At 60.5% G+C, this 26,673-nt stretch carries 23 protein-coding genes; 11 read left to right on the top strand and 12 right to left on the bottom strand.

The annotated features are described in order from the left end of the window. Positions 1 to 27: 27 nt before the first annotated feature. Positions 28 to 2,724 carry a cyanophycin synthetase gene (gene cphA, locus ACVWVQ_RS06520; RefSeq protein WP_011432546.1) on the bottom strand — a complete coding sequence of 899 codons (2,697 nt, stop codon included), beginning with the start codon at positions 2,722 to 2,724 and terminating at the stop codon, positions 28 to 30. Between the two features lie 246 nt (positions 2,725 to 2,970). Here cphA and ACVWVQ_RS06515 point away from each other — a divergent pair, with 246 nt between their 5' ends. Beyond that, positions 2,971 to 5,247, top strand: coding sequence for a ComEC/Rec2 family competence protein (locus ACVWVQ_RS06515; protein ID WP_457507510.1), 2,277 nt, complete (start codon positions 2,971 to 2,973; stop codon positions 5,245 to 5,247). A 170-nt stretch (positions 5,248 to 5,417) separates the two neighbouring features. Further along, positions 5,418 to 6,050 carry a 4Fe-4S single cluster domain-containing protein gene (locus tag ACVWVQ_RS06510; RefSeq protein WP_457387724.1) on the top strand — a complete coding sequence of 211 codons (633 nt, stop codon included), beginning with the start codon at positions 5,418 to 5,420 and terminating at the stop codon, positions 6,048 to 6,050. 19 nt (positions 6,051 to 6,069) lie between these two features. Here the strand turns inward: ACVWVQ_RS06510 and ACVWVQ_RS06505 are convergent, their stop codons facing one another. Beyond that, positions 6,070 to 6,345: a hypothetical protein gene (locus tag ACVWVQ_RS06505; RefSeq protein WP_457387723.1), complete on the bottom strand. Its 276-nt coding sequence runs from the start codon at positions 6,343 to 6,345 to the stop codon at positions 6,070 to 6,072. A 236-nt stretch (positions 6,346 to 6,581) separates the two neighbouring features. Here ACVWVQ_RS06505 and ACVWVQ_RS06500 point away from each other — a divergent pair, with 236 nt between their 5' ends. From ACVWVQ_RS06500 to ACVWVQ_RS06490, 3 genes are all read left to right on the top strand, one after another. Then, a complete protein-coding gene (locus ACVWVQ_RS06500) occupies positions 6,582 to 7,385 on the top strand; it encodes a prohibitin family protein (protein WP_457507507.1) in 804 nt (267 codons plus the stop codon). Between the two features lie 40 nt (positions 7,386 to 7,425). Next, complete coding sequence (locus ACVWVQ_RS06495; protein WP_457507505.1) at positions 7,426 to 8,364, top strand: prohibitin family protein; 939 nt, start codon at positions 7,426 to 7,428, stop codon at positions 8,362 to 8,364. A 194-nt stretch (positions 8,365 to 8,558) separates the two neighbouring features. Beyond that, entirely contained in the window at positions 8,559 to 9,584 is a 1,026-nt protein-coding gene (locus ACVWVQ_RS06490; protein ID WP_457507503.1) for an HD-GYP domain-containing protein, read from the top strand. On the opposite strand, the gene ACVWVQ_RS06485 is transcribed toward ACVWVQ_RS06490, so the two are convergent. After that, a complete protein-coding gene (locus ACVWVQ_RS06485; protein WP_457507501.1) occupies positions 9,562 to 10,254 on the bottom strand; it encodes a ComF family protein in 693 nt (230 codons plus the stop codon). The genes ACVWVQ_RS06490 and ACVWVQ_RS06485 overlap by 23 nt on opposite strands. A 209-nt stretch (positions 10,255 to 10,463) precedes the next feature. Between ACVWVQ_RS06485 and rpsL the strand changes: the two genes are divergently transcribed. The 6 genes from rpsL (at position 10,464) to dapB (ending at position 16,385) form a co-directional block, all read left to right on the top strand. After that, positions 10,464 to 10,871, top strand: coding sequence for a 30S ribosomal protein S12 (rpsL, locus tag ACVWVQ_RS06480; RefSeq protein WP_011432553.1), 408 nt, complete (start codon positions 10,464 to 10,466; stop codon positions 10,869 to 10,871). Between the two features lie 83 nt (positions 10,872 to 10,954). Next, a complete protein-coding gene (gene rpsG, locus ACVWVQ_RS06475) occupies positions 10,955 to 11,425 on the top strand; it encodes a 30S ribosomal protein S7 (protein ID WP_011432554.1) in 471 nt (156 codons plus the stop codon). A gap of 151 nt (positions 11,426 to 11,576) precedes the next feature. Next, entirely contained in the window at positions 11,577 to 13,700 is a 2,124-nt protein-coding gene (gene fusA / locus ACVWVQ_RS06470; RefSeq protein ID WP_011432555.1) for an elongation factor G, read from the top strand. A 31-nt stretch (positions 13,701 to 13,731) separates the two neighbouring features. Continuing rightward, positions 13,732 to 14,961 carry an elongation factor Tu gene (gene tuf / locus ACVWVQ_RS06465; RefSeq protein ID WP_457507499.1) on the top strand — a complete coding sequence of 410 codons (1,230 nt, stop codon included), beginning with the start codon at positions 13,732 to 13,734 and terminating at the stop codon, positions 14,959 to 14,961. Between the two features lie 124 nt (positions 14,962 to 15,085). Continuing rightward, positions 15,086 to 15,403 carry a 30S ribosomal protein S10 gene (rpsJ, locus tag ACVWVQ_RS06460; RefSeq protein ID WP_011432557.1) on the top strand — a complete coding sequence of 106 codons (318 nt, stop codon included), beginning with the start codon at positions 15,086 to 15,088 and terminating at the stop codon, positions 15,401 to 15,403. Positions 15,404 to 15,524: 121 nt separating this feature from the next. Further along, a complete protein-coding gene (gene dapB, locus ACVWVQ_RS06455) occupies positions 15,525 to 16,385 on the top strand; it encodes a 4-hydroxy-tetrahydrodipicolinate reductase (RefSeq protein ID WP_457507545.1) in 861 nt (286 codons plus the stop codon). Here the strand turns inward: dapB and ACVWVQ_RS06450 are convergent. From ACVWVQ_RS06450 to ACVWVQ_RS06410, 9 genes are all read right to left on the bottom strand, one after another. Further along, a complete protein-coding gene (locus tag ACVWVQ_RS06450) occupies positions 16,382 to 17,299 on the bottom strand; it encodes a methylenetetrahydrofolate reductase (protein ID WP_457387718.1) in 918 nt (305 codons plus the stop codon). The genes dapB and ACVWVQ_RS06450 overlap by 4 nt on opposite strands. 77 nt (positions 17,300 to 17,376) lie before the next feature. Next, on the bottom strand, positions 17,377 to 18,972 hold the full coding sequence (locus ACVWVQ_RS06445; RefSeq protein ID WP_457507497.1) for a hypothetical protein: 1,596 nt from the start codon (positions 18,970 to 18,972) through the stop codon (positions 17,377 to 17,379). A 224-nt stretch (positions 18,973 to 19,196) separates the two neighbouring features. Further along, positions 19,197 to 20,087 (bottom strand): LmeA family phospholipid-binding protein, encoded by an 891-nt coding sequence (locus ACVWVQ_RS06440; RefSeq protein ID WP_457507495.1) that lies wholly within the window; start codon positions 20,085 to 20,087, stop codon positions 19,197 to 19,199. An 83-nt stretch (positions 20,088 to 20,170) separates the two neighbouring features. Continuing rightward, positions 20,171 to 21,652 (bottom strand): NAD(P)/FAD-dependent oxidoreductase, encoded by a 1,482-nt coding sequence (locus ACVWVQ_RS06435; protein WP_457507493.1) that lies wholly within the window; start codon positions 21,650 to 21,652, stop codon positions 20,171 to 20,173. Further along, a complete protein-coding gene (locus tag ACVWVQ_RS06430) occupies positions 21,606 to 22,187 on the bottom strand; it encodes a nucleotidyltransferase family protein (RefSeq protein WP_457507543.1) in 582 nt (193 codons plus the stop codon). Before ACVWVQ_RS06430 ends, ACVWVQ_RS06435 begins: the two co-directional genes overlap by 47 nt. 22 nt (positions 22,188 to 22,209) lie before the next feature. Next, positions 22,210 to 22,992, bottom strand: coding sequence for a twin-arginine translocase subunit TatC (gene tatC / locus ACVWVQ_RS06425; RefSeq protein ID WP_011432564.1), 783 nt, complete (start codon positions 22,990 to 22,992; stop codon positions 22,210 to 22,212). Positions 22,993 to 23,154: 162 nt separating this feature from the next. After that, on the bottom strand, positions 23,155 to 24,360 hold the full coding sequence (locus tag ACVWVQ_RS06420) for an amino acid ABC transporter permease (RefSeq protein WP_457507491.1): 1,206 nt from the start codon (positions 24,358 to 24,360) through the stop codon (positions 23,155 to 23,157). 3 nt (positions 24,361 to 24,363) lie between these two features. Beyond that, positions 24,364 to 25,536, bottom strand: a complete 1,173-nt coding sequence (locus ACVWVQ_RS06415; RefSeq protein WP_457507489.1) for an amino acid ABC transporter permease — start codon at positions 25,534 to 25,536, stop codon at positions 24,364 to 24,366. Between the two features lie 98 nt (positions 25,537 to 25,634). After that, the gene (locus ACVWVQ_RS06410; RefSeq protein WP_457393176.1) at positions 25,635 to 26,672 is read right to left on the bottom strand and encodes an amino acid ABC transporter substrate-binding protein; all 1,038 of its coding nucleotides are present in this window, start codon (positions 26,670 to 26,672) and stop codon (positions 25,635 to 25,637) included. Position 26,673 lies beyond the last annotated feature (1 nt).

The raw sequence follows: 26,673 nt of genomic DNA, 5'->3' as shown, positions 1-26,673 counted from the left end.
AGCACTCTGGAGTTGTCGGCAGCCAGCCTAAGACAGTTTGACGTCAGGGCTGGGGGAGATCAAATCTGGGCCGATGCTGTAGGAGGAGCCACGGTAACTGGGTTTGGGATTGAGCTTGTCTTGAAAGCGGGTGATGATCTGGATGGTGCGCTGTACATCCGCCGGAAAGATCACCACCAGGTCTCCGGGTTCGGCTTTCTCCAGAGCGGTTTCGATGGCAGTTGCCTCATCCAAGATTTCCTGCAGGCGATCCCCTGCCTTTTCCTGTTCCCAACCCTGCCGGATCAGGGCGGCCACCTCGCCTGGTTCCCGTCCTCGCCGGTCATCATCTTCTTTGACAATGGCTCGGTCGAACATGCGCGCTGCCAAGACTCCCAGCTCTCGTAGGTCGCTGTTGCGCCGATCCCCAGGCCCGCCGATGACCCCAATTTTTCGTTGGCAATCCCAGCGCTCCAGGGTACTTTGAATGGCTTCGTAACCTGCTGGGTTGTGGGCATAGTCCACCAACACCTGGTAGCCCCCTACATCAAACAAGTTGAGGCGACCGGGGGTCTGGGCTACAGAACTGGTGAAGGTGCCCAGTGCCATGCGGATGTCGTCGATGGAAACCCCGTGCAGGAAGGCTGCCAAAGTAGCGGCCAGCACATTTTGGATCATGAAGCTGGCCTTGCCAGAGAGGGTGAGGGGAATTTTGGTTACATCTTCTATGCGCAGTTTCCAGCCCCGTTTCAAAATGGAGATGTGGCCCTCTTCATAGACAGCTGCTATGCCCCCGGAAGCAATGTGCTTTTGAATGAGGGGATTTTCCGGGTTCATGCTGAAATAGGCCACTGTCGCCTTGACATTGGCGGCCATGGCGGCCACCAGACCATCATCGGCATTCAGGACGGCGTAGCCCCGCTCGTGTACCGCTTCCACCAAGACGGATTTGACGCGGGCCATGTCTTCTAGGGTTTCGATATCCCCCAACCCCAGGTGATCTGAGGTTACGTTGAGCACCACGCCAATATCGCATTCCGGAAACCCCAGCCCCTCTCGCAAAATGCCGCCTCGCGCCGTTTCCAGCACCGCCACTTCTACGGTGGGATCCCTGAGCACCAGGCGGGCGCTGTGGGGGCCGGTCATGTCTCCCTTGGCAATTTGATGGTTTTGGATGTAAACGCCGTCGGTGGTGGTGAAGCCGACCCGCTTGCCGATGCCTTTGAGGATGTGGGCGATCAGGCGGGTGGTGGTGGTTTTGCCGTTGGTGCCGGTGACGGCCAGGATGGGGATGCGGGTGTGGCTGCCGGGGGGAAAGAGCATGTCGATGATGGGCTCAGCCACATTGCGCGGGATCCCTTCGCTGGGGGCCAGGTGCATGCGCAGGCCGGGAGAAGCGTTCACCTCGACAATGCCGCCACCGGTTTCGTTGACGGGCTGGGCAATGTCCGGGCAGATGAGGTCGATGCCCGCCACATCCAGGCCGATGATCTGAGCTGCCCGTTCGGCAATGAAGGCGTTGTAGGGATGGATGATATCGGTGCAATCGACGGCGATGCCTCCGGTGCTCAGGTTGGCGGTGGATTTGAGGGTGCAATGTTCTCCTTTGGGCAGCACCGTATCCAGGGTGTAGCCTTTGCTTTCGAGGATACGCAGGGTCATGTCATCAACGCTAATTTGGGTCAGCACGTTTTCGTGGCCAAACCCCCGCCGCGGATCCCTGTTGACTTCGTCGATCAGCTCTTGAATGGTGGAGCGGCCATCTCCCACCACATAGGCTGGGATCCGCTTGGCCACAGCCACCAGCTTGTTGTTGATCACCAGCAGTCGGTAGTCATCCCCCACCAGGTGCTTTTCCACCAACACCACATCGGAGTATTGGCTGGCGGCATCGTAGGCGATCTCGGCGGCTTCCAGGCTGGTGATGTTGACGGTGATGCCCTTGCCGTGGTTGGCGTTAAGGGGCTTGATCACCACCGGAAAGCCCCCCACATCCTCGATGGTGGCTGCCAACTCGCTGCGGCGACGCACCGTATAGCCCTTGGGCACCGGGATCCCCATGTCCTGCAGCAGTTCTTTGGTGGCCCGCTTGTCGGCGGCCAGGTCGGCGGCAATGATGCTGGTTTTTTCAGTGGTGGTGGCTTCGATGCGCTTTTGGTAGACGCCGTACCCCAGTTGCACCAGGGATCCCTTGTTGAGGCGCAGATAGGGGATCCCGCGCAGGGCGGCCTCGTCCAGCAAAGCTTGGGTGCTGGGGCCGAAGCGGACGTTCTCTCGGATCTCTCGCAACTCTTGAATGTCCAGTTCTAGGTCGCGGCGGTAGTCTTCTCCATCCACCAAAGCCTGACAGAGGTAGACTGCAGCTTTGGCTGCAAAGCGCCCGGCCTCTGCCTCTTGATACTCGAACACGACGTTGTAGGTGCCGGGGGTGGAGGTTTCGCGGGTGCGGCCAAAATCCACTTTCATGCCGGCCAGAGTCTGCAGTTCCAAGGCCACATGCTCCACCACATGGCCCATGAGGGTGCCCTCTTCCACCCGTTGCAAGAATCCCCCATAGCAGCCGCGGGAGCACTGGTGTTCCCACAGTCCCGGCAACAGGGCCTCCAACCTTTCTTTGAAACCCGGGATGGTGTTGGTGGGTCGCTCCTGCAAGTCTTCCAGATCAAGCCGCATTTGAATCAGCTTATGACGACGGATGCTCCAGTAGTTGGGGCCACTGAGAACGCGGATGGATCGGATGCGCATAGGGTCTAGGGGAAACAGCGGGGAAGGGGACAGATAACTTAGGGTCGTTTTCAGGATGCCGGCGCAGGAAACTGCCAAGGACTACATCCCGCTGGCGCGACCAGCCCTAATCTACACTCCCTTTGCCAAGGTCGAGAAAGAGTATCCTTTAATACAATTCTTTCGGCAGGCGAGCAAGGTTAAGACAACGCAATGGATCCCGCTTGACCACATCGGTACAGTGGGGAGCAGACGGGTCTGCGGCACATGGAAAGAACCTATCTGCTGGGGTTGGGCTGGATCTTGGGCCTGCTGGTGCGGGCTTGGCCCCAGGCTGCCGGGTGGGGCTGGGGGATCCTGCTGGGATTGGGGCTGGCGGGATCCCTGCTGTGTCGGCGGCGACTGCGTTTGGCCCGCACTTGGCTGGCGATGGGGCTGGTGGGGTGTCTGGCTTGGAATTACCTGGGTTGGCGGCAGCCTTTTCCCGGCCCGACGGATATCAGTCTGTTGGCCCCCCAGCAGCAGATGAACTTGGTGGGCACCGTCCTCTCGGAACCCCGTCCCACCCGCAGCGAACGGCGGCAATTTTGGCTGAGAGCAGAGCAGGTGCTCAACGCCGACTCCACGGCCCGCCAGGTCAGCGGCAAGCTCTACGTCACCACCGGCCCTGAGGCCCTCCAGGACAAGGATCTCCACCCCAACCAACGGGTGCGCCTGACGGGATCCCTGTACCTGCCCAGTCCGGCCTTGAACCCGGGCAGCTTTGATTTTCAAGCCTACCTGCAGCGCCAGGGGGCTTTTGCCGGCTTCAGCGCCCGTGAGGTGATCCTGCAGCCGGGGGGAAGAGGTTGGGGGGGCTGGGTGTTGCGGCGGCGGGTGCGGGAAGCGTTCATCGCCGGGCTAGGAGAGCGGCAGGGAAATCTGTTGGCTTCCTTGGTGCTGGGATCCCGGACCGCCCAATTGGATTTCGACTTGCAGGATGCCTTCCGGGAAATCGGCATGGCCCATGCGCTGGCCGCCTCTGGGTTCCATGTGTCGCTGTTGGTGGGGGTGGTGTTTGTCCTGACACGGCGGTTGGCGGTGCGCCTGCAGCAGGGGATCATTCTGGCAGTGCTGGGGCTTTACATTGCTCTGACGGGGTTCAGCCCTTCGGTGTTGCGGGCAGCACTGATGGGGGCAGCAGCCATGGTGGTGCTGACGGAGCCGCGCCTGCAGGGAAAAGTTAGGCTCAATCCGCTGGGCACGTTGCTGGTGGTGGCGGTGGTGTTGCTAATCTATCAGCCCATGTGGATTACGGATTTGGGGTTCCAGCTCAGCTTCGCCGCCACCCTGGGCCTGCTGGTGGGGACAGCTCCCATCGTTTCCCGCTTGGACTTTTTGCCCCCGGCAGTGGCCACCGCCTTGGCCGTTCCTCTGGCCACCCAGATCTGGACTTTGCCGCTGCAGGTGGCCATCTTTGGCCGCATCCCCACCTATTCACTGCTGGCCAACCCGCTGCTGCTGATTCTGCTGGTGCCGCTGCTGGTGGCAGGGTTCGGGGTGGCCTTTGTGGCTTTACTCTCTCCAGGGCTGGGATCCCTGCTGGCAAGGCCCCTAGAGCTGCTTCTCACGCCTTTGATCAACTGGGTGAGCTGGATAGCCGGTTGGCCCTTCAGCTCCTACTACACCGGCGGAGTTTCTCTGCTCCAGTGCTTGCTCCTCTACGGCGCGCTGGTGGCCCTAACCTTTTGGCCACGGTGGCAACGGGCTTTCCGCTGGCAGGGCACTGCCTTGATCCTGGTCGGGATCCTGTTGGGGCCGGGGTTGTGGCCGGGGCCAGCCGTTCAGATCACCGCCCTGGCCAGTGGGCGAATCCCCATCCTGGCCATTCAAGCGGAAGGACGCCACCTCTTGCTCAACAGCGGGGATCCCCGCCTGGCAGAACGCACAGTAGTGCCCTTTTTGCGGCAGCGGGGCCTGCGCCGTCTGGATGGAGCGGTGGCCATGACCTCTGTCGGCTCTGCCAATGGCGGCTGGGAGATCCTGCTGTCGGCTTTCTCCAAAGGAGTACGTCCCGCCAGCGCGATTGGGCAATTTTGGGATGGGGGAGGGGCCAATGCTGCTTCCGAAAGTTACCTGCGCTCCCTCAGTGCTGTGCAAGCTGCCGGGATCCCCTATCGAGTGTTGCAGCCTGCCGACCGGATCCCGGTGTCGCAGCGGTTGAGCCTACAGGCCATCCACACCAACCCCCTGGTGTTGACTTTAGAAACAGAGGGATTCCATTGGCTGCTGCTGGGCTCTGCCGGCACCCATGTGCAAGCCGAGCTAACCGGATCCCCGCTGATGCCGGCCCAGATCGACTGGCTGTGGTGGGACGGGGGATCCCTGATTTTGGATCTCCTGGAGCGCTTTCAGGTGCAGGCGGGCATTAGCTCTGGCTCTGTCGGCGAGACGGTGGTCACCTGGTTCCGGCAGAAACAACGACCCCTCTACGTAGCCGATTGGTCTGGAGCGGTAAGCTGGTCGCGGCGGGGAGTGCAAACCCTGAGGGCGCAATTGGAGTAGGGCCGGTTTCCAGACCAGGCAGCTTTCTCAGCAGCCTCCCAGTTATCCTGTTTTTGCAACTACGAGCCTCAATCGTTCTCAAGCGTTAATTATTGATTCATGACTGCCTTATGAGCATAGCTGCCAATTAGGCTAAGAATAGCCTCAAGAGGTTTTGCAGCGGGTGATCCATGTCCAAGGCAGAGATGGCGCTGAGCTTTCTGGCCCAGATTCCTCCCGGCTATCTCAACCTGATGGGGTATGTGGACGAGTCGGAAGTGAATGGGCCGGGCTGCCGTGCGGTGGTGTGGGTGCAGGGCTGCTTGCGGGAGTGCCCAGGCTGTTTCAACCCGGCTTCCTGGCCGTTTGTCATCCATCAACTGGTGAGCGTGACCGACCTAGCAGCCCAAATCCTAAGCAACCCCAAAAATCAAGGGGTAACCTTCTCCGACGGGGAACCCTTCTGGCAGGCTCCTGCCCTGGCCAGCTTGGCGCGGCTTCTCAAGGCCAAAGGGCTGACAGTGATGTCTTTTACCGGCTTTACCCTAGAACAGTTGCACTCCCCCCAAGCTCCTCCCGGCGCCCAGGAGCTGCTGCAAGAGCTGGATATTTTAGTGGACGGCCCCTATCTCCAATCTCAGGCCATTCACTCCCCCCACTCGCTGGTCTCTTCCCGCAACCAGCGGGTGCACGTCTTCAACCCCGCCTTGCAAAACCAGCTTAATTGGGCCAGTGACCAGGTGGAAATTCATATCCTCAAAGATGGAACCCGCATCGTTACCGGCTACGGCAGCCAGTTTCTCCTCGACGAGGCAGGCTCTTGAACTGCAGTGATCCTTTATCCTACACCTGCAGGGGTTCCCTGAAACAAGCGGGCAGTCGCCAGCACATCTCCAGCCAGCTTTTTAGCTCCTCAGGTTGGCCCATGAGGCTCATTTCCACCAGCAGAATGGCGGCTCGGTCGGCGGCTCCTTTGGATCCCAGACGAATCAAGGCAGACAGGCTTTCTTCCCGCCAGCAGACGGATACCCCCTGCCGGATCAAGGCCCGGGCGGCAACGGGGATGCACGAGAGTGGCACTTGGATGTCCCGCCGCTCGTAATCGGGAATGGACAGCATGAACGGCAACCCAAATCTTTATTATGTCTTAATCTTCTTCCCTTTTCGCCTGTCCGTCACGGGTCTTTGCAAAGTATGAAGTGATCTTTTGTGAACTTTGTAGAGTTCTCGACATCGTTGCGAATAGTGGGAGAGAAAGACAGGGATCCCTGTAGAAGGCTTAAAAGATAGCGGCGATTTCTCAGCCTCATTTCCCCACAGCCGCGAGAATGGCTGCATGCGCAGGAGATGGGGAGATGCGGGCAGAAGGTTGGGAGAGGCGGGTTGGTCGCTTGTTGCCCAAGGCCACCCTTGCCGGAGCCGTATTGATCCTAGTGGCGATGGGCAGGCCGCTGCGACTGGTGGGCAATGGAGAAAATATGGTGGTGTTCACCTGGAGAGGGGGGGTAAGGCCGGTGGCTTTGCAGCCTGGTCTCCATTGGGTGCCGCCTTTTGTCTCGCGCACGGTTACCTTCGATGTAAAAACGCAGGCCCTCACCTGGAAGGACAACGACCCGACTGCCTACGCGCCGCGGCTGGTGGCCCTTTCTCAGGATGGGCAGCAGATTGCAGCTGAGGCGACGCTGCAGTTTCGCATTGTGGACGCCCCCAAGGTCTATACGCAACTGGGGGAAAATTACCTGGATCGCATCGCCCCCATCGTCCGGTCGGTCATTCTGAATGAGACCAGCGGCTTTTCTGCCCAGGCTCTGTATTCTACCGAGCGTCCGCTGCTCCAGGGCCAAATCCGCGAACGGGTGGCTCTTCTGCTGAAGGAATACGGCATCGAGGTTTTGGATTTTCTGCTGCGGGATGTGGATTTCGATCCTGATTTCGTAGCGGCCATTGAGGCAAAAACCATTGCTGAAAATCAACTGGCGCAAAAGCAATTTGAGATCGAGCAGGCCCGCCAAGATGCCCGCGCCATCATTTCTCAAGCTGAGGCGGAAGCCGGTCAATTGCGAGCCAAAGCACAGGCCCTCACTCAAAATCCGCAGTACTTAGAGGTGGTGAAAGCTGCGGTACTGGGATCCCGCCTGGAAACTCTGGTTACCAAATAGCAACCAGCACTTTTTCATCCTCTTTCCACGAGGAGCCGCCATGTATCCAACAGGAGAAGCACCCCAAAGCAGAGTGGGTTGGTTAACCGTAGGAGGGATCGCCCTCTTGGCAGCTCTGGGGATGTTCCGCTCTTGCCTGTACGTCACTTTGCCCGGACATGCCACTGTAGTGTTCAATACCTTTTCCGGGCTGCAAAAGGGGCGGGTAGAATTGCCGGGGGTCATCTTCCGGATCCCAGGGATCGAAACGCCGATCACCTACACCGTGCTCACCCGCGTTTGGGAGTTTACCAACGACCCCGCCTCGGCCAATGCCATCAGCAACGCCATCACCGTGAACACCGCCGATGGACAAGCCTTTGCCATCGATGTGGCCATTGCCCTCAAGCCCAACCTCGCCACTTTGGACGAGCTGCACGCCAACATCGGCGAGAACTATCTTTCCACGGTGGTGGTGCCGGTGGTGCGCTCCAAAATTCGGGATATCTCCGCCTCTTTCGATTCGGAAGACTTCTACCGGAAAAGCCAGCGGGCTGCCATCGAACAACGAGCGCTGGACTTGATCCGCCAAGAGATGCCTACTGTCAACCGCGATGGCCAAACCCTGCCTCTGGTGCAGGTGGAGGGCCTGTTTCTGGGCAACCCCGATTTCCCACAAGCCTTAAGAGACTCGATTGAACGCAAACAGGTGGCCTCGATTACAGCACAAACGGCGGCAGTGCGGGCGCAAATTCAGGAAAAAGAGACCGAGCGGCTACTGATCTTGGCGGCGGCCAACCAGCGGGCCATTGAGCTGAAAGGACAAGCGGCAGCGCAGAACGCGCAACTGGCGGATCTGCTGTTCTACGAGAAGCTGCAAGAGCGCATCCAAAACCCGACGGACTCGCTGCCCCCTTTGCGCATCATCCGCGTCGAGGGAGATGCCACCGTGTTTCTCAATGTGGATCCCCATCAGGCAGCCCTGCAAAGAGGGCAGTAGGTTCAGCGAAGTTGCGGAGTACAGTCTTAAAAACCTGGGTGTAGAGTGTGTCTAGATACGAGGGCTGAGGGATGCCGTTTGAGTTTGTTGGCATCCTACCGCCAAGTGTTTGGACTGGGATCCCCTGTGGGGTTGCGCCGAATCCGGCTGAGGGGGAAAGCTCGTACTCGATGCAAGACTAGATTTTGGCCGCCATGAACTCCCGCCTGACTCACACCCCCTTTCCCCGTCTAAACCCGAAGCTGGCGGAGGCGGATCATGTTTTGGTGGTGGACGATCAGGCCAGCAGCCGCCTCTACATCGGTGAGCTGTTGCGGTCGGCCCACTTCCGCGTGAGCGAGGCCACCAACGGCGAAGAGGCTTTGGAGGCTGTGGAGCGGCTTCGGCCAGACTTGGTGCTGTTGGATGTGCTGATGCCGAACATGAGCGGGTTCGATGTCTGCCGGCAACTGAAGGCCAATGAGCTGACCCGCCTGATCCCCGTTGTGCTGATCACTGCCCTGACCGACCGCTCCAATCGCCTGATGGGGATGCAGGTGGGGGCCGACGACATTTTGACCAAGCCCTTCGATCACGTGGAGCTGCTGGCGCGGGTACGCTCATCCATCCACCAAAAGCGTTTGAACGAAGATCTGGATCACGCCGCCAAGGTGTTGTTTGCCATTGCCCGCGCTGTGGAGAGCCGGGATCCCATCACGGGTGACCATTGCGAACGCTTGGTGGTCATGGGGGAACAGTTTGGTCGTTACTTGGGGCTGTCTCGTCAACAGATCAAGGCCCTGCGCTGGGGCGGCTACCTGCACGACATCGGCAAAGTCGGGATCCCGGATGCAATTTTGTGTAAGCAGGGCAAGCATACCCCGGAAGAATGGGAGATCATGAAGTCCCACGTCTTGATTGGCGAAGACATTTGTCGGGGCTTGCGCACCCTGCAGGATGTGCTGCCGATCATCCGCCACCACCACGAGCGTTGGGATGGCAGCGGCTACCCGGATGGGCTGGCAGGCGAAGAGATTCCCCTGTTGGCCCGCGTCTTTCAGGTGATCGACATCTTCGACGCTCTGATCTCCTCTCGCCCCTACAAACCGGCCCTGACCGCCGAACAGGCCCTGGAAGTGCTGCGGGAGGAAACCCGCAAGGGCTGGCGGGATCCGAACTTGGTGCGTGAGTTTTGTGACTTTATGTTTGTTACGGCCTTTAATTTGCTGGAGGCGGGATAGGGGCTAGGGTTCCGGGCCAGGCTGGACAGGCAGCTTTTGGGGTTTGGGCGACGACAACTACTCCGGCCACCGGGATCCCGGCAGCGGCCAATACCTGCTGGGCGGCTTGCACAGTAGAGCCGGTGGTGTAGATGTCATCCACCAGCAACACCGGTGTGGCCGGAACTTGTTTCAGGGCAAAGGCCCCGGCCAAGTTGTGCTGTCGTTGCAGCGGGTTGAGCTCATGTTGAGCCGCTGTGGCCCGCACCCGCACCAGAGCCTCAGGCCAATGTCTCAGACCTGTCCGCTGGCAAAAGGCTTGGCTGATCAAGGCGGCTTGGTTGTAGCCCCGTTGCCGCAGGCGCTCCGCATGAAGCGGGATGGGCACCACCGTGTAGGCCCCAGGGGAGCCTAAAGAGGTGGACTGGCTTTCGACCCAGCGGGATCCCAGCCATTCTCCCAAAACCGAGCCAATGCGCCGTTGTCCTTCGTACTTCAGGCAATAGATGGCCCTGCGCAGCGCCCCCCGGTGGATCCCCCAGGCGTAAAGTGGCCAAGGCGAGGTGGTGACTGGCCAAGTGGCAAGGCGCTCCGCCTGCAACCGCCTTTGACAGTCTTGACAGAACACGGCCTTGGCAGGGCGCCGGCAAAGCGGACATGGAGGCACAATCCACCAATCTAACCAGCCCATCGTCTGCTAGGGATCCTTTCTGGTGTGCAGAGTCTCCTAAAAAGCTGAGGCAAGGGGGGAACGAGGCCGAAATTCAGACTCGGCCAGGCTAACAGCCCAGCAGTCCATCCCCAAGTTGACGCTGGGATCCCGCCTTGCTAGGATTCAATATCGCCGGATAATTCAACCGGATAATTTAAAATTTGAGCCGTGACCTTCTCTGCCAGCCCATGCCCACCATTCAGCAACTGATCCGTGAGGAGCGCAGCGTTGCCGCTCGCAAGACCAAGTCTCCTGCCCTGAAGGCTTGTCCACAGCGGCGGGGGGTTTGCACCCGAGTGTACACGACAACGCCCAAAAAGCCCAACTCGGCCCTGAGAAAAGTGGCTCGCGTTCGCCTCACTTCCGGCTTTGAGGTCACCGCTTACATTCCCGGCATCGGCCACAACCTACAAGAGCACTCTGTGGTCATGATTCGCGGTGGGCGGGTTAAGGATTTGCCCGGCGTGCGTTACCACATTATCCGGGGCACCCTCGACGCTGCAGGGGTCAAAGACCGCAAACAAGGCCGCTCCAAATACGGGGCGAAACGGCCCAAGCCGGGCCAAGCTCCAGCCGCCGCTGGCAAGAAAAAATAGCTTTGCCCTCACCCTCAACCCTCCATATCCCACTCGTCATCTTTCTTTCTGCCATCCCCATCTGAACAAGCAACCCAGCTCCTATGTCTCGCCGCAACCGTGCCCCTCGTCGTGATGTGCCCCCGGATCCCAAGTATGGGAGCCGTCTGGTTACCATGCTGATCCGCAAGTTGATGATGAGGGGTAAGGCATCCCTGGCTGCCAGGATCCTCTATGAAGCTCTGGACATTGTGCGGGAGCGCACTGGCCAAGACCCACTGCCCTTGCTGGAAAATGCTGTTCGCAACGCCACCCCACTGGTGGAGGTGAAAGCCCGCCGGGTGGGCGGAGCCACTTATCAGGTGCCTGTGGAGGTGAGAGGAGAGCGGGGCACTTCCCTAGCGCTGCGCTGGTTGGTGACCTTTTCGCGCACTCGTCCAGGTCGCACCATGGCCGCCAAGTTGGCCAATGAGCTGATCGATGCAGCCAACGAAACCGGCAGCGCCATTCGACGGCGGGAAGAGGTGCATCGCATGGCCGAGGCCAACAAGGCCTTTGCCCACTACCGCTACTGAATTAGCCTGGCGGAGCAGGAGGGCTTTTAGGATCCCTGTTCTGCCCACCCAGAGTTCGAGTGAGGTGGAGAAAATCGGCAAAAAAGATTAGAATTGTAAAGGATTTTTTAGTTTGCCCAAGTCGCAGGGCGACGAGAATTGGGAGGTTGACGTGGCACGCACAGTTCCCCTAGAACGAGTCCGAAACATCGGCATCGCGGCTCACATCGATGCTGGCAAGACCACGACCACAGAGCGGATTCTCTTCTACTCCGGTCTGGTGCACAAAATTGGCGAAGTTCACGACGGAACTGCGGTCACCGATTGGATGGCCCAGGAGCGGGAGCGGGGCATCACCATCACCGCTGCGGCCATCACCACCCGTTGGACTAAGCGGGATCCCGCAAATCCTTCCCAGCCCCTCTCCGGCGCACCGGAGTACACCATCAACATCATCGATACTCCTGGGCACGTCGATTTCACCATTGAAGTTGAGCGCTCCATGCGGGTGCTGGATGGGGTGATCGCCGTCTTTGACTCGGTGGGCGGCGTGCAGCCTCAGTCTGAGACCGTCTGGCGGCAAGCCAATCGTTACAACGTGCCCCGCATTGCCTTCGTCAACAAAATGGATCGCATGGGGGCCAATTTCCTCAAGGTTTACAACCAGATCCGGGAGCGCCTCAAGGCCAATGCTGTGCCCATCCAACTGCCCATCGGTGCCGAAGACGGGTTTTGCGGCATTGTTGACTTGGTGCGGATGCAAGCCCGCATTTATATGGATGAGATCGGCAAAGACATTCGTCCGGCCCCCATCCCTGAGGAGATGAAAGATCTCGTGGCAGAGTATCGGGCCAAGCTGGTGGAAGCAGTGGCCGAGACGGACGAAGCTCTGATGGAGAAGTACTTTGCCGAAGAAGATCTGAGCGAAGCCGACTTGATGGCGGGTCTGCGCAAAGGCACGATCAGCGGCCAAATTGTGCCCATGCTGTGTGGCTCTGCCTTCAAGAACAAGGGAGTCCAGATGCTGCTGGATGCGGTGGTGGATTACCTACCCTCGCCTGTGGATATTCCGGCCATCAAGGGGGTGCTGCCGGATGGATCAGAAGTGTCCCGCCGCGCCAGCGACGATGAGCCCTTCTCCGCCCTGGCCTTCAAGTTGATGAGCGATAAGTACGGGGATCTCACCTTCATTCGCGTCTACTCGGGGGTGTTGACCAAAGGTACTTATGTGCTCAACTCCACCAAGAACAAGAAGGAGCGAATTTCGCGGTTGGTGGTGCTGAAGGCCGATGAACGCTTGGACGTGGATGAGCTGCGGGCAGGAGATCTGGGAGCTGTGGTGGGCCTCAAGGACACCACCACCGGAGACACCCTCTGCGACGAAAATGCGCCGGTGATCCTGGAGTCTCTGTTTATCCCAGAGCCGGTGATCTCAGTAGCGGTAGAACCCAAAACCAAAGCCGATATCGATAAGCTCTCCAAGGCCCTGCAGGCCCTGGCCAAGGAGGATCCCACCTTCCGCGTGTCTGTGGATCCCGAGACCAATCAAACCATCATCTCTGGGATGGGCGAGCTGCACCTGGAGATCTTGGTGGATCGGATGCTGCGGGAGTTCAACGTAGAAGCCAATGTTGGTAACCCACAGGTGGCCTACCGCGAAACCATTCGCAAGCCGGTTAGCCGCGTGGAAGGCAAGTTTGTTCGCCAGAGTGGTGGCCGAGGCCAGTACGGCCATGTGGTTATCGACCTAGAGCCGGCGGAGCCGGGTACAGGATTTGAGTTCGTTTCCAAGATTGTGGGTGGCGTTGTGCCCAAAGAATACATTGGGCCAGCCGAGCAAGGGATCCGAGAAGCCTGCGAATCCGGTGTGCTGGCGGGCTATCCCCTGATTGACATCCGCGCCACCCTGGTGGATGGCTCCTACCACGAGGTGGACTCCAGCGAAATGGCCTTCAAGATCGCCGGTTCGATGGCTCTGAAGGAGGCCGCTCGCAGGGCAAGCCCTACCCTGCTGGAGCCGATGATGAAGGTCGAGGTGGAAGTCCCTGAAGCCTTTGTGGGGGATGTCATCGGGGACATCAACGCCCGCCGCGGCCAGATGGAGGGGATGAATACAGAAGGCGGCATTACCAAAGTCAATGCCAAAGTTCCCTTGGCGGAGATGTTTGGCTATGCCACCGACATTCGCTCCAAGACCCAGGGTCGAGGCACCTTCACGATGGAGTTCAGCCACTACGAGGAAGTTCCTCGCAGTATCGCCGAAGCCATCATTGCCAAAAACAAAGGAAATGAGTAGCTGACTGAAACCAAAAAGGAAGTGATGATTCATGGCACGCGCTAAGTTTGAACGCACCAAACCCCATGTCAACGTTGGCACCATCGGCCATGTTGACCACGGCAAGACCACCCTGACGGCTGCCATCACCACCACCTTGGCCGCTTTGGGTCAGGCCACAGCCAAAAGGTACGATGAGATCGACGCAGCGCCAGAGGAAAAAGCTCGCGGCATTACCATCAACACCGCCCACGTCGAGTATCAGACTGCCAACCGTCACTACGCCCACGTGGATTGTCCCGGCCACGCCGACTACGTGAAGAACATGATCACAGGCGCGGCTCAGATGGATGGGGCCATCTTGGTGGTGTCTGCAGCTGATGGTCCCATGCCCCAAACACGGGAGCACATCCTGTTGGCCCGTCAGGTAGGGGTGCCCAGCTTGGTGGTCTTTCTGAACAAGGCAGATATGGTGGACGATCCAGAGCTGCTGGATTTGGTGGAGCTGGAAGTGCGGGAGCTTCTCTCCAAATACGACTTCCCCGGCGACGACGTTCCCATCATCAGAGGATCGGCGCTGAAAGCCCTAGAAAGAATGACCGCCAACCCCAAAACCCAGCGGGGCGAAGATCCTTGGGTGGACAAAATTTATGAGCTGATGGATGCGGTGGACTCCTACATTCCCACGCCTGAGCGGGATGTGGACAAGCCCTTCCTGATGGCTGTGGAGGATGTCTTCTCGATTACTGGTCGGGGCACGGTGGCTACGGGCCGGATCGAGCGGGGCCGCATCAAAGTGGGCGAAACGGTGGAACTGGTGGGCCTGCGGGAAACTCGCTCCACCACTGTTACTGGCCTGGAAATGTTCCAAAAAACCCTCGATGAGGGGATCGCCGGCGACAACGTTGGTGTGCTGTTGCGGGGCATTCAGAAGAACGAAGTGGAGCGCGGCATGGTGCTGGCCAAGCCCAAGACCATTACTCCTCACACCAGCTTCGAGTCTGAGGTGTATGTCCTCAAGAAAGAGGAGGGAGGTCGCCACACGCCCTTCTTTGCCGGCTATCGTCCTCAGTTCTATGTGCGCACCACCGATGTAACCGGCACCATCTCTTCCTTCACGGCTGATGACGGATCCCAGCCGGAGATGGTGATGCCTGGTGACCGCGTTAAGATGACGGTGGAGCTGATCCAGCCCATCGCCATTGAGCAGGGGATGCGCTTTGCCATTCGCGAGGGTGGCCGTACCGTCGGAGCGGGTGTTGTCTCCAAGATCCTGAAGTAAGCTGCTTTTTCTCGGCAGGGATTGAGTGCTGGCGGCCCCAGACCAACTCAGTTGCGATAGTGGCGCGGAGCACTTTCCCTGCCAGCTTTTTTGAGTCCCCCTTTTTCTGGATTGCTCTCCGGCCATGCCTACCTTGACTCAACAGAAAATTCGTATCCGCCTGAAGGCTTACGATCATCGGCTGCTGGATACTTCCTGCGACAAAATCGTGGATACGGCTCGTCGTACCGACGCCGTGCCGGTTGGCCCGATTCCTTTGCCTACTCGGCGCCGCATCTACTGTGTGCTGCGTTCCCCCCACATCGACAAGGACTCGCGGGAACATTTTGAAACCCGCACCCACCGGCGCATTATCGACATCTATTCCCCCTCTTCCAAAACCATCGATGCTCTCATGAAGCTGGATCTGCCGGCAGGAGTAGATATTGAGGTGAAGCTGTGATGGATCTGCAGGGATCCCCCGCTTTCGCAGTCATTTCGTAGAGCTTGGATGAGGGTGGCAGCGGGTGACGACATCGGTTGATCCAGTTGACCACGATAGCGGTGGGGAACACTTTCAGGAGTTGACAGCTCCAGAAGCGGCTACATCCCCCATTCCGGTTTTGGTGGTGGGGGCCTTGGGCAAAATGGGGCGAGAGGTGGTGCGAGCCGTTGCCCAGACGCCCGACATGAGGTTGGTGGGGGCGGTGGCCCGCTCTCAACTGGGCTCGGATATTGGCGAGGTGCTGGGCCTGGGATCCCTGGGGGTGGAGATTACCGATGACTTGTCGGGGCAGTTGCTGAGGTTGTCGCAGCGGAGCAACCGCGGCGTGATGGTGGACTTTACCCATCCTCGGTCGGCCTTTGAACATGTTCGCTCGGCCATTGCCTTTGGCGTACGCCCGGTGGTGGGGACGACGGGCCTGACGCCGGAGCAGGTGGAGCGGCTGCGGGATCTGGCGGACAAGTCGGGTGTGGGCTGTTTAATCGCGCCCAATTTTGCCATCGGCATGATTTTGCTGCAGCAGATGGCTCTGCAGGCGGCGCAGTATTTTGACCACGTTGAGATCATCGAGCTGCACCACAACCGCAAAGCGGATGCCCCCAGCGGCACGGCTCTGCAGACGGCCCAACGGCTGGGGCAATTGGGCAAGGCCTTTAACCCGCCCGTTCGCGACAGCGGGACGGAGTCCTCAGTGGAAGAAAAAGAGCTGATCCCCGGTGCGCGGGGAGGGCTCTCTGGCCCCAACATTCCCATTCACAGCGTTCGTCTGCCGGGGTTGATCGCCCATCAGGAGGTCATTTTTGGTGGGATGGGGCAAACCCTCACCTTGAGACACGACACCACCGATCGGATAGCTTTTATGCCGGGGGTGATCCTGGGGATCCGCAAGGTGCTGCAGCTTCAAGGTTTGGTCTACGGGCTGGAGCAGGTCTTGAGCTAGTGGGTCAGGGGAGGGATCCCGGCCTCATCCAGAATGCGGGGGATGAGGTGCTCGGCTTTGACGGCCATCAGATGCACCCCATGGCAGATCTGGCGGGCCTGACGCACCTGTTCGGCGGCAATGCGGATCCCTTCTTCGAGGGGGTGGGCGGCGTTGGCCAGCCGCTGGATAATCCCGTCTGGGATCTTCACTCCTGGCAGGTTGCGGTTGATAAACTCGGCATTTTTGGCCGATTTGAGCAAAAAGATGCCGGCCAAAATGGGCTTGCCGGCGGGACGGCCCAACTTATCCATGAAGCGCTCCAGTTGCTCAAAGTCGGTAACCATCTGGCTCTGGAAAAATTGGGCCCCGTTTTCCAGCTTGCGGTGGAAGCGCCGCTCCAGGCCGGAAAAGCTGCCCGATTGGGGTTCTACCGCTGCCCCTGCCAACAGATGGGTGCCCCCATCCGGGAGAGGTTTGCCGTTGCAATCGAGGCCATTATTCAGCCGTTGGATAAGCTGCAGCAAGCGCACCGACTCCAGATCGAATACGGGGCGGGCATCGGGGCAATCGCCGATGTGGATGGGATCCCCGGTGAGGGCCAACACATTGCGCAGGCCGAGAGCTGAGGCCCCCAACAGATCCCCCTGGAGGGCCAGGCGGTTGCGATCCCGACAGGCCAACTGCAGGATCGGTTCAACACCCGCCTGATGCAACAGCACCGAGGCCGCCAACGGGCTCATGCGGGCCATGGCTCGGTTGGAGTCCGTGATGTTGATGGCATGCACCCGCCCCTTGAGCTGCTGGGCCAAAGACAGCAGGGTGCTGGTGTCGGATCCCTTGGGGGGGGTGATCTCGGCGGTGAGCAGAAATTCCCCCCGCTGGATGGCCTGGGCGAAGCGGGACAGGGGAGGTGATGAGGGGATCAGGGCCACAATTCCTGAAGGAAAGGTAAAACGGCTGGCTTATTATCGACTTTTCCGGGAGGTTTTTCCAGACAGGGCGCCCTTTCTCAGAGCTTGGGCGAGGGAAGGGGGCTGGGCGGGAGTTGCACCCGCATTTCCCCCAGCCATATCTTGGGATCCCCCTGTTGCAGATGCTGCCGCCAATCCTGTGCGGCTGCAGGAGGGATCCCGTCCGGGCTTAAAGTCCAGCTCCAGCCGATCACCTGAGGCCAGCGCTGCGCCTCCAGACCTTCCAGCAGCGGTTGAGAGGTTGCTGAGCCCGGAGCCGGCCCGCGGATCACCACAGGCACTTCCGGGTTGAGGGCCTCAAGGCGGCGGTACAGCGGTTCAAAAGCGGCGGGATCCCCCGTTACCTGTAGGCTCAGCCAGTCCATCCCAGGGAAGTTAGCCCAGGCGGACACGGCCTCTGCATCTTCTCCGTCCAGCTCCACCACCCAGAGCAAATTGGCCGGGGACTCCGTCCCGCTAACGCGAACAGAGCGCAGGGTTTGCATCAGGTGTTGGTAGGCCCGTTGTTGCAGGGAGGACTCCGTCCCACCAAAGGGCTCCCCACCGCTACCGCGAGCGCGTTCGGGATCCCCGTCGCCAACGACGACGGCCAGGATGATGGGGGTGGCAAAGCGCTGGATCCCGCGGGCCCAAGAGCGCAAGGTCTCATCGTGATCCCCATTGGCCAAGGCAGAAAGTTGGGCCGGATCCAGCCGCAGGCGCAGGTAGGGGACTGAGCCGCTTTCCCGCAGGCGACTGGCCAACTGCTGTGGAAAGTCCTGGCGGGGATCCCAGAGGTGATCCACGGCTGCCCAGGCGGGGGGTTGACCGATGGCCTGGCGATAGGCGAGGAGTTGATCCCAAGTGGGAATGCCCGGCCAAGCGACCCCGTGATACAGCCGGCCCGGAGGCGGCGGCAGCGGCCTACCCCGTTGAAAGGGGGCAGAGTCAGGTGGGATTGGCGAGGTGAGAACAACCTCCAGCCGCAGCGGCGGCAAGACCTCACCGGCAGGGGGATGCGGCAGGGAGAAAGGGAGGATCCAACTGCGCTCCTGGAACTGGCCTCGGATGATCTGCTGAGGGTGAAAGTCCTGGGGAGGTGGCAGCGGTTCCAGCGGGTTTTCCCCCCAGAAAGCCCGTTGGATTACCAAGCGCACCCCTGCGCCGGGGTGGATCAGAGGCGTGGTGGTATCCAGGTGAAAGCTACCCCTGAGGCGGGTGGACGTCTCATTGGGCTCAACCCGGAAGGAGAAGGTGAGCTGGTCAGATCGGTAGGTGCCTGGAGCGGGGGAAGCAGTGGGGGGCGGGGATCCCGGCAGGCTTTCGCAGTCGGTGCAGGGAAAAATGGCCTGCGGATGGAGAGAGACAGAAGCCTCGCGGGCGGATTGCAATTGCTGGGGGGTGATGACAAAACTGGCCCAAAGATGCTTCAGACGGGGATCCCGACCGGGCGAGATATCGGAGAAGGTTCGGCCCTCAGGAGTGGCCGTGCGGGTGCCGGCAGCCGTGCCGTCCAGAGGCACCGTGGAAACTGGGTCGCCAGCACAGCCCCCCAAAAAAACGACCGACAAAATCAGCAGCAGCGCCCAGCCGCAAGTGCTCCGCACCGCTACCGCGACCCAGGGGTCGAGTTTGCAGTTGGATGGCTGGATCATGATCTCACCTCAATACACCACTCCTGCCCGGCTACCGAAGGGAGTCGATGCCGCTCTCGTCTTGTGGACGGTGCGGTTCCCGACGGGGCACCAACGCAAACGGCCAGCAAGATCCCTTTCCCTCCGGTTGCTAGAGGGATCCTCGCCCAGAGGCACACCCTTTGAGATTGATCCCGATCACACCCGTTGCTGAACGGGAAAGGTCTCCGTCCTGCCCAGGCGAACTATCCCTGCGGCACGGTTGCGACTTCTGGGTAAATGGTCAGGATCCCTTCGTAGAGGATTTGGCCGGGCTGCAACTCCAAGCGGTCGATGCGCACGCCGGGATCCAACTGAATGGGGAAATCGGCCAGGCCGGGGATGGGGATCTCTTGGCCTTCGCTCACCCAAAGGGGATTGACCAGCCGCAACCGGTTGGGGCCTTGGGCTTCTAGGCCGGTCAGCACCGTCACCGGCGCTTCCACCCCTTCCGGAGTGGTCAGGTTGGCCTGGATGCGCAGCCGACCCTGTTCCAGCGTGACCTGAGGCTGGCGGATAAGAAAAGGCACCACTTGGCCCCCAACAGGCAACTGCACCTGGGCCTGAGCCAGTTGGGCTTGGATGAGGGGAGCCTGGAGGGTGCGGTTCAGGTCTTCCTCGGTAAGGCGCAAGCTCACCTGCACCGGCACAGGGGCCAATAGCCGCAGCGGGCTCCGTCCTTGGATGGCTTCGCCCACATTGAGGCGAATATCCTGGCCCTGCAGCCGCAGATGACTGATCTGAAAGCCTTGATAGCTGAGGTTGTCTCCCGACACCTGGGCTTGAGGGATCTGCCCATTCAAAATCTGGGCGTCAGAGCCGACAATTTGCACTTGCAGGTTATCGACCCTCTGAACCTCAGAACGGATCCAAGCCGCCACCAAGGGGCTGAGAAGGGATCCGGCAATTTGGGCAAATCCGGGCCAAGGCCAAAACATGGTGGGTAGGCTGAGCAGCAATGCAAACCCTAGCCGCTGCCCCGCTTGCGAGAGCCGTTGGCGGCGACAGGCTGCCGATTGGGCTTCGAGAGGAGACGGATCTGGACTGGGCCGATGGCAAGACGTGAGCAGCACTGGATACCTCAGGAGCAACGACAAGCGATGGTTTCCACCCGAACTACAACCAGACTAGGGCAGGACTTCTCTGCCGAACAGAGGGATCCCCCGCACACTTGGAGAGGCTATCCATCCGTCAACTGCCACCAAAGATACCCCAGCCGCAGGTAGTGAAGCCGTAGCCAGGGCAAAGGGAAAGAGCGGGGCGGCTGGCGAAACAGAGCGCTCATCTGAGAAGGGATCCCGGCGATCTCCTGGGCCAGCATTTTGCCCGCCCACACTGCTGTGGCCACACCGCTGCCGTGATAGGCCAAGCCGTACCACAGGCTGGGATCCGCCGGCGAAGGGCCAATATGGGGGTGAAACTGCCGAGAAAGGCAGACCAGTCCATTCCAGGCGTACTCGATCTCCACCCCTTCCCAAGCAGGGAAAAGACGATAGAGCTGTCGGGTCATCCAAGTGCGCAACTGCTGTCGCTCCGTCGGGGTATCGCGGGTGCCACCCCGTCCCCCAAACAGCAGGCGCCCATCCGGCAGCAGACGGTAATAGAACAGCAGCCGCCGCATGTCGTAGAGCGGCGTCGGATCCCACCACCCCTGCGCTTTCTGCTCCTGAGGCGTTAGAGGTCGGGTGACCAGGATGTTGGACAGTGCCGGCAACAGGGATCCCGCCAGTTGGGGATACAGGGCCTCTGGGGTGTAGCCATTGGTGGCGATGACCAAGTGTCGAGCACGCACCGTTCCCCCTGGCGTGTGGCAGCAGTGGTGGGATCCCACCTTTTCCCAGGCCATGACCGGACTGCCGCTGTACAGTTTTGCCCCCCACCGGTGGGCTGCTTGGGCCAGCCCTTGGGTGAGCTTGAGGGGGTTGAGGCCAAACCCCACCCCGATGTGCAAAGCACCGTGGTTCTCTTGGCTGTCGAAGCCGCGTTCCCGCAGCTCTTTGGGGTTGAGGAGCTGGGCCGGGTAGCCCGCCACCTGAGTACAGATCTGGTACTCGGCCTCTAACTCCGACCATGCCTGTGGACGATGGGCCACTGCATAGCAGCCCTGTCCCTGAGCCTCTAGGGAGAAGCCCTCGCTGGCCGCCAGCTCCTGAACGGTTTCCACTGCCTGCCATTGATCCCGGTAGTAGCGCTCTGTCTCTGCCAGGCCCACCCGCCGCACCATCTGGGCGTGGGTGAGGTGGCTCGCCCCCACCCCGCAAAAGCCGCCATTGCGCCCCGAGGCCCCCCAACCCAGGGATCCTGCCTCCAGCAAGCAGGCAGAAATGCCATGGTCGCGGGCCAGGTGCAGAGCCGTCGATAGCCCCGTCAATCCTCCCCCCACAATGACCACCTCCGCGCCCACCTGCGCTTGCAAAGGTGCCGGATGCCGCCAACCGGGATCTGCTATCGTGCTGTCCCAGTAGCTGCCGACCGGGCAGGCAGGATCGTAGGTGCTGGCAGGATAAAGGCCCTTTCTCATACGAGCAATGGGAAGAACATCTTGCTGGGCAACGCCGAAGTGCTCGGTACCGCTGAGGCGACCGGTCGCAGGACAAGTGCTGAAGGGGATCCCCTCACTCCTGGGCAACGCTGTCGCAACCGGCAGCAGCGGCCTCCACATCGGCAGGGGTATTGCAGTCCAGGAAGATCTCAGGAGTGTAGAGCTCCACCTCCTGTACCCGCCTGCCCAGATCCTGCAACAACCGGCGCAGGCCCAGGGTTTCTTCTCGGAGATCCAACAGCTTTTCCCGCAAGCGCCTGTCGATCAGGGTAGGGTGCCCCCGTCGCCCTCGATGCACCGGCACAGTAACCCAAGCGCGATGGCGCAGATGGTACTCCAGCAAGCTGTGGTAGATCCACGCCGGGCGGGGCTGATCCACCGCCGAAATGGCCAGCACCTGAAAATCGGCAGGGATCCCTTCCACCCCTACCCGAATGGAGTGGGTCTTGCCCAGCTCAGGAGCCGGATTGACCAGCACCTCTGCCCCTGCCAAGTGGGGTTGGGCTGCCGCCAAATGCTGGGATCCCAGCACCACCCAGGGTTGAAACCCCGCCTGTCGCCACTGAAAAATCTGGTAAGAGAGCAGGGTTTGCCCGTCTTTCCAGGGCAGAAAGGCTTTCGGCTCTCCCATCCTTGTGGAAAACCCAGCCGCCAAGATCAGCGCATGCAGCTTCGGCTCATTTGCCAAGGAGCTTCACCAGCAGAATGCCAAACAAATATAGAAACGTCACAGCCCCGGCCAACAGGCTCTGGGTAAGGGGATCCGTCGAGGGGGTGAGAATGGCCCCCGCCACCACCGCGCCCAGAACCACGTAGCGCCAGCCCTTGAACATCTGCTCGGCAGTCACCAGCCCCAGCGCCCCCAGCAGCGCCTGCAAAATCGGCACCTGAAAGGCCAGGCCGGTGCTGAACAGCAGCAGCAGCACAAACTCAAAGTAGCGGTCGATGGACCAAGCCTGATCCACCACCCCTTCGCCGTAGCGGATGAAAAAGTTAAGCGCCGCCGGAATGAGGAGATAGTAGGCAAAGACCAAGCCGGCCACAAAGAGAAGGCTGGATCCCAGCACCACCGGCCCCAGCAGCTTGCGCTCCTTCACGCTCAGCCCCGGCAAGACGAAGCGGGCAATTTGGTAGAGCAAAAAGGGTGTGGCCAGCAATAGCCCCGAGTAGGCCGCCACCTTCACAGAAACGAAAAAATACTCCCCCGGCGCCAGTTGCAAAAAGGTAACCCCCCGAGCGGGCACCTCCAGCAGGGCGACAATGCGATTCACCACGGCAAAGCAGGCGATGATGCAGATCGCCACCGCGATCACGCTGGCCAACAGGCGGCTGCGCAGCTCTTCCAAGTGCTCCATCAAGGTCATCTCGACCTCGTAGGGAAACTCCGGATCCCGCACCCGACCAGGCTCAGGGGCCGCCGCGGCTTGCTCCGGGGACTCGGTCTCAGAGGCAAGGGTCATGGGCCAAGGTGTAACGAGACGTTCCCCGCTATCTTAGCGCTGCCCCCTCTCCAGGGAAAAGCACTTGCCCAACACTCCTCGCCATTGGGCGGTGGCCCAAGCCCGTTAAGGGGATCCCGGGGCCTGAGCAGATGAAACTGGGAAGGGGAGCGGTTGCAGTTTTTAGCGCTTGCCCAAGCCCAGCGCCTTTTCCACCTGCTGGGCGGCGTAAGCCATGGCAAAGCAGCAGATAAAGTAGATCAGGCCGATAAAAAACAGCACTTCCCGCTGGGTGCCTAGCCAGTTGGGGTTGGTGAACACCACCCGCCCCGCCTGCAGCAGGTCGATGAGGCCGACAATGAACACCAGTGACGTGTCTTTGAAGAGGGTGAGGAACTCGTTCACCAGCGCCGGAACAGCTGCCCGCAACGCCTGGGGCAAAATCACCAGAGCCGTCACTTGAAAGGGGTTCAAGCCGAGTGCCCGTGCCGCTTCTAGCTGGCCCAGCGGGATTGACTGCAGGCCGCCCCGCACGTCCTCGGCCACGTACACGGCTGTAAACAAGATGAAGGCCACCTCCGCCCTGATGATCAGGTTGACGCTGATCCCCCCCAGAAAGAAGGGCACCAACAGCCAGGCGGCAAACAGAATGGTGGTCAGGGGCACCCCCCGCACCAGCTCGATCACCAGCGTGCAGAAGATCCGGATCACCGGCAACGCCCGATTGGCTCGGCCCAATGCCAGCAACACCCCAATGGGGAAGCCGATGATCATGGCGGCTGCCGCCAAGATCAAGGTCAGCAGCAGTCCAGACAGTTGCTCGGTTCGCACTGCCGGCCAATTGGGGCCCAGGTCGCCCAGCAGCAGCTGCAGACAGAGGGGCAAGATCAAGGCCCAAACCCAGATGGAAGCCAGCCGCCAGGATTCCCGTCCGCGACTGAGGGCAATAGCGGCAAAAGTGACGCCAGAGCAAACCGCCAGCCACCCCTGCGACTGGGTTCCCAAAGGCAGGAACGCGGCTAAGCCCATAGCAGCTCCCAAGAGAATGAGGTAGTGCAGCAGCACACCGCCCCAAGTCCCCCCCGCTACCCCCAAGGTGGCCAGCACAATTCCCAACACCGCCCACACCCGCCACAGTTGGCTGCTGGGGTAGGTGCCGCTGGCAAAGATTTTCAGGTTGGCCGGGATCACCTCCCAGCGGGCTTGGGTGAACGCCCAGTTCCAGAACAGGGAAATTGCCCAGGCCAACACCAAGGCAGAGACCAAGGTGAGCAAGGTGCTCAACCAGGAGTCGAACAGGTTGCGGCGCACCCAAGCCAGAGGACTTTGTTTCTCCCTGGGGGGGAGTACCTTTTCTTCTACAAGGGGAGAGGAGAGACTGCTGGGCATGGGTTAGCGCTCCACCAATTTGACGCGGGCATTGAGCCAGTTCATGCCGTAGGAAACCACCAGGTTAAAGGTCAGGTAGGTGGCCATGAGGATGGCGAACATCTCCACCGAACGTCCCGACTGGTTGATGATGGTGCTGCTGATGTTGAACAGATCGGAGAAGCCAACGGCAATGGCCAAGCTGGAGTTTTTAATCAAGGTGAGATACTGAGTGTTCAAGGAGGGGATCATGATCCGCAGGGCCTGCGGCACAATCACCAAGCGAAAGGTTTGCAGCTCCGACAGGCCGATGGCCCGGGCCGCCTCCCACTGCCCCCGCGGCACCGCCAAAAAGGATCCCCGCACCACTTCGGCAATGTAGCAGCCGGTGTAGGTCACCAAGCCCAGCATCATGGCGGTAAACTCCGCCGAAAGCTGGATCCCACCCCGGAAGTTAAAGCGCTCCAGTACCGGGACATCCAGCCGCACCGGCGGCTCTGGGAAGAGCACCCAGCAGGCCACCGCCAGCAGCGCCACCCCCGCAGCCACCCACAGGTTCCGCTGCCGGGATCCCAGCTCGGGTCGGCAGACTAGGAGCAGCTTGCGGATCCCCCACCCAGCCGCGATTACAATGGCCAGCGCGGGAACCAGCCAGCCGCTGGGATCCAACCCGGGCAGCTTCACTCCCCGCTGGTTGATAAAGACAAGCCCGCCGATGGAGAGACTGTTGCGCACCCCCGGCAGGGTGAGGATCACCCCCTGGTACCAGAAGATCACGATCAGCAGCACCGGGACATTGCGAAAGATCTCGGTAACAACGGTGGCCAGCTGGCGGGCCAGCCAGTTGCTGGAGAGGCGAGCCATCCCCAGGACAAAGCCCATCGCCGTCGCCAACACAATGCTGACTGCCGACAGCCAGAGGGTGTTCACCGCTCCCACCGCCAGAGCCTTCAGGTAGCTCTCGGAGGGGTCGTAGGGGATCAGCCCCTCGGTGATCCCAAAGTTGGCGGAGTTGCCCAGAAAGCGAAAGCCCAAACTGATGCCCAGGCGGCGCAGGCTGGCGAGGAGGTTCTGAGCAAGGATCCCGAACACCAGCAGCACGGCCACGACAAAGGCCACCTGCAGCAGAACTTTTAGGATGCGCTCATTCCGCCACCAGGGGGGGCGAAGGTGGGGCTGGTCGGACAGAGAAGTCATGCGGGGCAAGCAAAAATTCAGAGCACAGCAGAGAATAGGGGATCCCTGGCCGGTACTGACCAACCGGGATCCCTAGGCCCGGATTCCGAATCAGCCGATCAGCGGAAAGGCGGCGCGTACTGGATCCCGCCTTTGGTGTAGGGCTGGTTCAAGCCCCGCGGCACGCCCAAGGGGGTCAGGTGGCGGTCGAAGATCTCGCCGTAGTTGCCCACCGCCTTGATGACATTGACCACCCAATCCGGCTTCAGGCCCAGCAGCTCTCCCAGGTTGCCTTCCTGGCCCAAGAAGCGGCGAATGTCGGGATCCTCGGACTTGAGGAACTCGTCCACATTGGCGCTGGTGATCCCCTTTTCTTCTGCATAGAAGAGGGCGTAGACCGTCCAGTTCATAATGTCGGAGAAACTCTCATCTCCGTGGGGAACCAGCGGCCCCAAGGGCTCTTTGGAGATCACCTCCGGCAAGATCACGTGGTCGTCGGGAGAAGCCAAGCTGGCCCGGCGGGAGATGAGGGCGCTTTGGTCGCTGGTGATGGCATCGCAACGGCCCTCTTCGTAGGCGTTGAAAGAGGAATCATCGCCGTCGAAGGTTACTGGCGTAAAGGCAATGCCACGGGCGCGGAAGGTATCCGCCAAGTTCAGCTCGGTGGTGGTGCCGGCAATCACACAGATGGTGGCCCCGTTCAGGTCTTCCAGCTTTTCCACCCCCAGCGACTTCCGCACCATAAATCCTTGGCCGTCGTAGTAGGTGGTGGGGCCGAAGGTCACCGCCCACTCGCGATCCCGGGTGAGGGTCCAGGTGGTGTTGCGGCTAATCATATCGACCTCGCCCGCCTGAATCGCAGACTGGCGATTGGCCGCCGTCAGGTAGACGTATCGAACCTTGTCCGGATCTCCAAAGAGAGCGGCAGCTACTGCCCGGCAGATGTCGATATCAAAACCCACATACTTGCCTTGGTCATCCAGGTTGCCGAATCCGGGCAGTTGGTTGTTTACCCCACAGATCAACTCGCCCCGAGCCTTGATGCGGTCGGTGAGCGGCCCCAGCTGCGCCCAAGCGGGAAGGGACTGCAGGCCCATAGACAACGCCAGTGCCCCGGCCAAGGGAGCCAATCCGTTCAAATGCTTTATCCAGTTCATA

It is taken from the genome of Thermostichus sp. MS-CIW-36 (assembly GCF_054059035.1).
This window is presented reverse-complemented; position numbering and strand designations above follow the sequence as displayed.

Excerpts from the sequence above, each read along its gene's own strand:
- ACVWVQ_RS06515 (WP_457507510.1), top strand. The coding sequence starts at position 2,971 with ATGGAAAGAACCTATCTGCTGGGGTTGGGCTGGATCTTGGGCCTGCTG.
- ACVWVQ_RS06510 (WP_457387724.1), top strand. The coding sequence starts at position 5,418 with ATGTCCAAGGCAGAGATGGCGCTGAGCTTTCTGGCCCAGATTCCTCCC.
- ACVWVQ_RS06495 (WP_457507505.1), top strand. The coding sequence starts at position 7,426 with ATGTATCCAACAGGAGAAGCACCCCAAAGCAGAGTGGGTTGGTTAACC.
- rpsJ (WP_011432557.1), top strand. The coding sequence starts at position 15,086 with ATGCCTACCTTGACTCAACAGAAAATTCGTATCCGCCTGAAGGCTTAC.
- ACVWVQ_RS06410 (WP_457393176.1), bottom strand. The coding sequence starts at position 26,672 with ATGAACTGGATAAAGCATTTGAACGGATTGGCTCCCTTGGCCGGGGCA.
- rpsL (WP_011432553.1), top strand. The coding sequence starts at position 10,464 with ATGCCCACCATTCAGCAACTGATCCGTGAGGAGCGCAGCGTTGCCGCT.
- ACVWVQ_RS06500 (WP_457507507.1), top strand. The coding sequence starts at position 6,582 with ATGCGGGCAGAAGGTTGGGAGAGGCGGGTTGGTCGCTTGTTGCCCAAG.
- ACVWVQ_RS06505 (WP_457387723.1), bottom strand. The coding sequence starts at position 6,345 with ATGCTGTCCATTCCCGATTACGAGCGGCGGGACATCCAAGTGCCACTC.
- ACVWVQ_RS06445 (WP_457507497.1), bottom strand. The coding sequence starts at position 18,972 with ATGATCCAGCCATCCAACTGCAAACTCGACCCCTGGGTCGCGGTAGCG.
- ACVWVQ_RS06420 (WP_457507491.1), bottom strand. The coding sequence starts at position 24,360 with ATGCCCAGCAGTCTCTCCTCTCCCCTTGTAGAAGAAAAGGTACTCCCC.
- ACVWVQ_RS06485 (WP_457507501.1), bottom strand. The coding sequence starts at position 10,254 with ATGGGCTGGTTAGATTGGTGGATTGTGCCTCCATGTCCGCTTTGCCGG.
- rpsG (WP_011432554.1), top strand. The coding sequence starts at position 10,955 with ATGTCTCGCCGCAACCGTGCCCCTCGTCGTGATGTGCCCCCGGATCCC.
- tatC (WP_011432564.1), bottom strand. The coding sequence starts at position 22,992 with ATGACCCTTGCCTCTGAGACCGAGTCCCCGGAGCAAGCCGCGGCGGCC.
- cphA (WP_011432546.1), bottom strand. The coding sequence starts at position 2,724 with ATGCGCATCCGATCCATCCGCGTTCTCAGTGGCCCCAACTACTGGAGC.
- tuf (WP_457507499.1), top strand. The coding sequence starts at position 13,732 with ATGGCACGCGCTAAGTTTGAACGCACCAAACCCCATGTCAACGTTGGC.
- ACVWVQ_RS06490 (WP_457507503.1), top strand. The coding sequence starts at position 8,559 with ATGAACTCCCGCCTGACTCACACCCCCTTTCCCCGTCTAAACCCGAAG.
- ACVWVQ_RS06435 (WP_457507493.1), bottom strand. The coding sequence starts at position 21,652 with ATGTGGAGGCCGCTGCTGCCGGTTGCGACAGCGTTGCCCAGGAGTGAG.
- ACVWVQ_RS06415 (WP_457507489.1), bottom strand. The coding sequence starts at position 25,536 with ATGACTTCTCTGTCCGACCAGCCCCACCTTCGCCCCCCCTGGTGGCGG.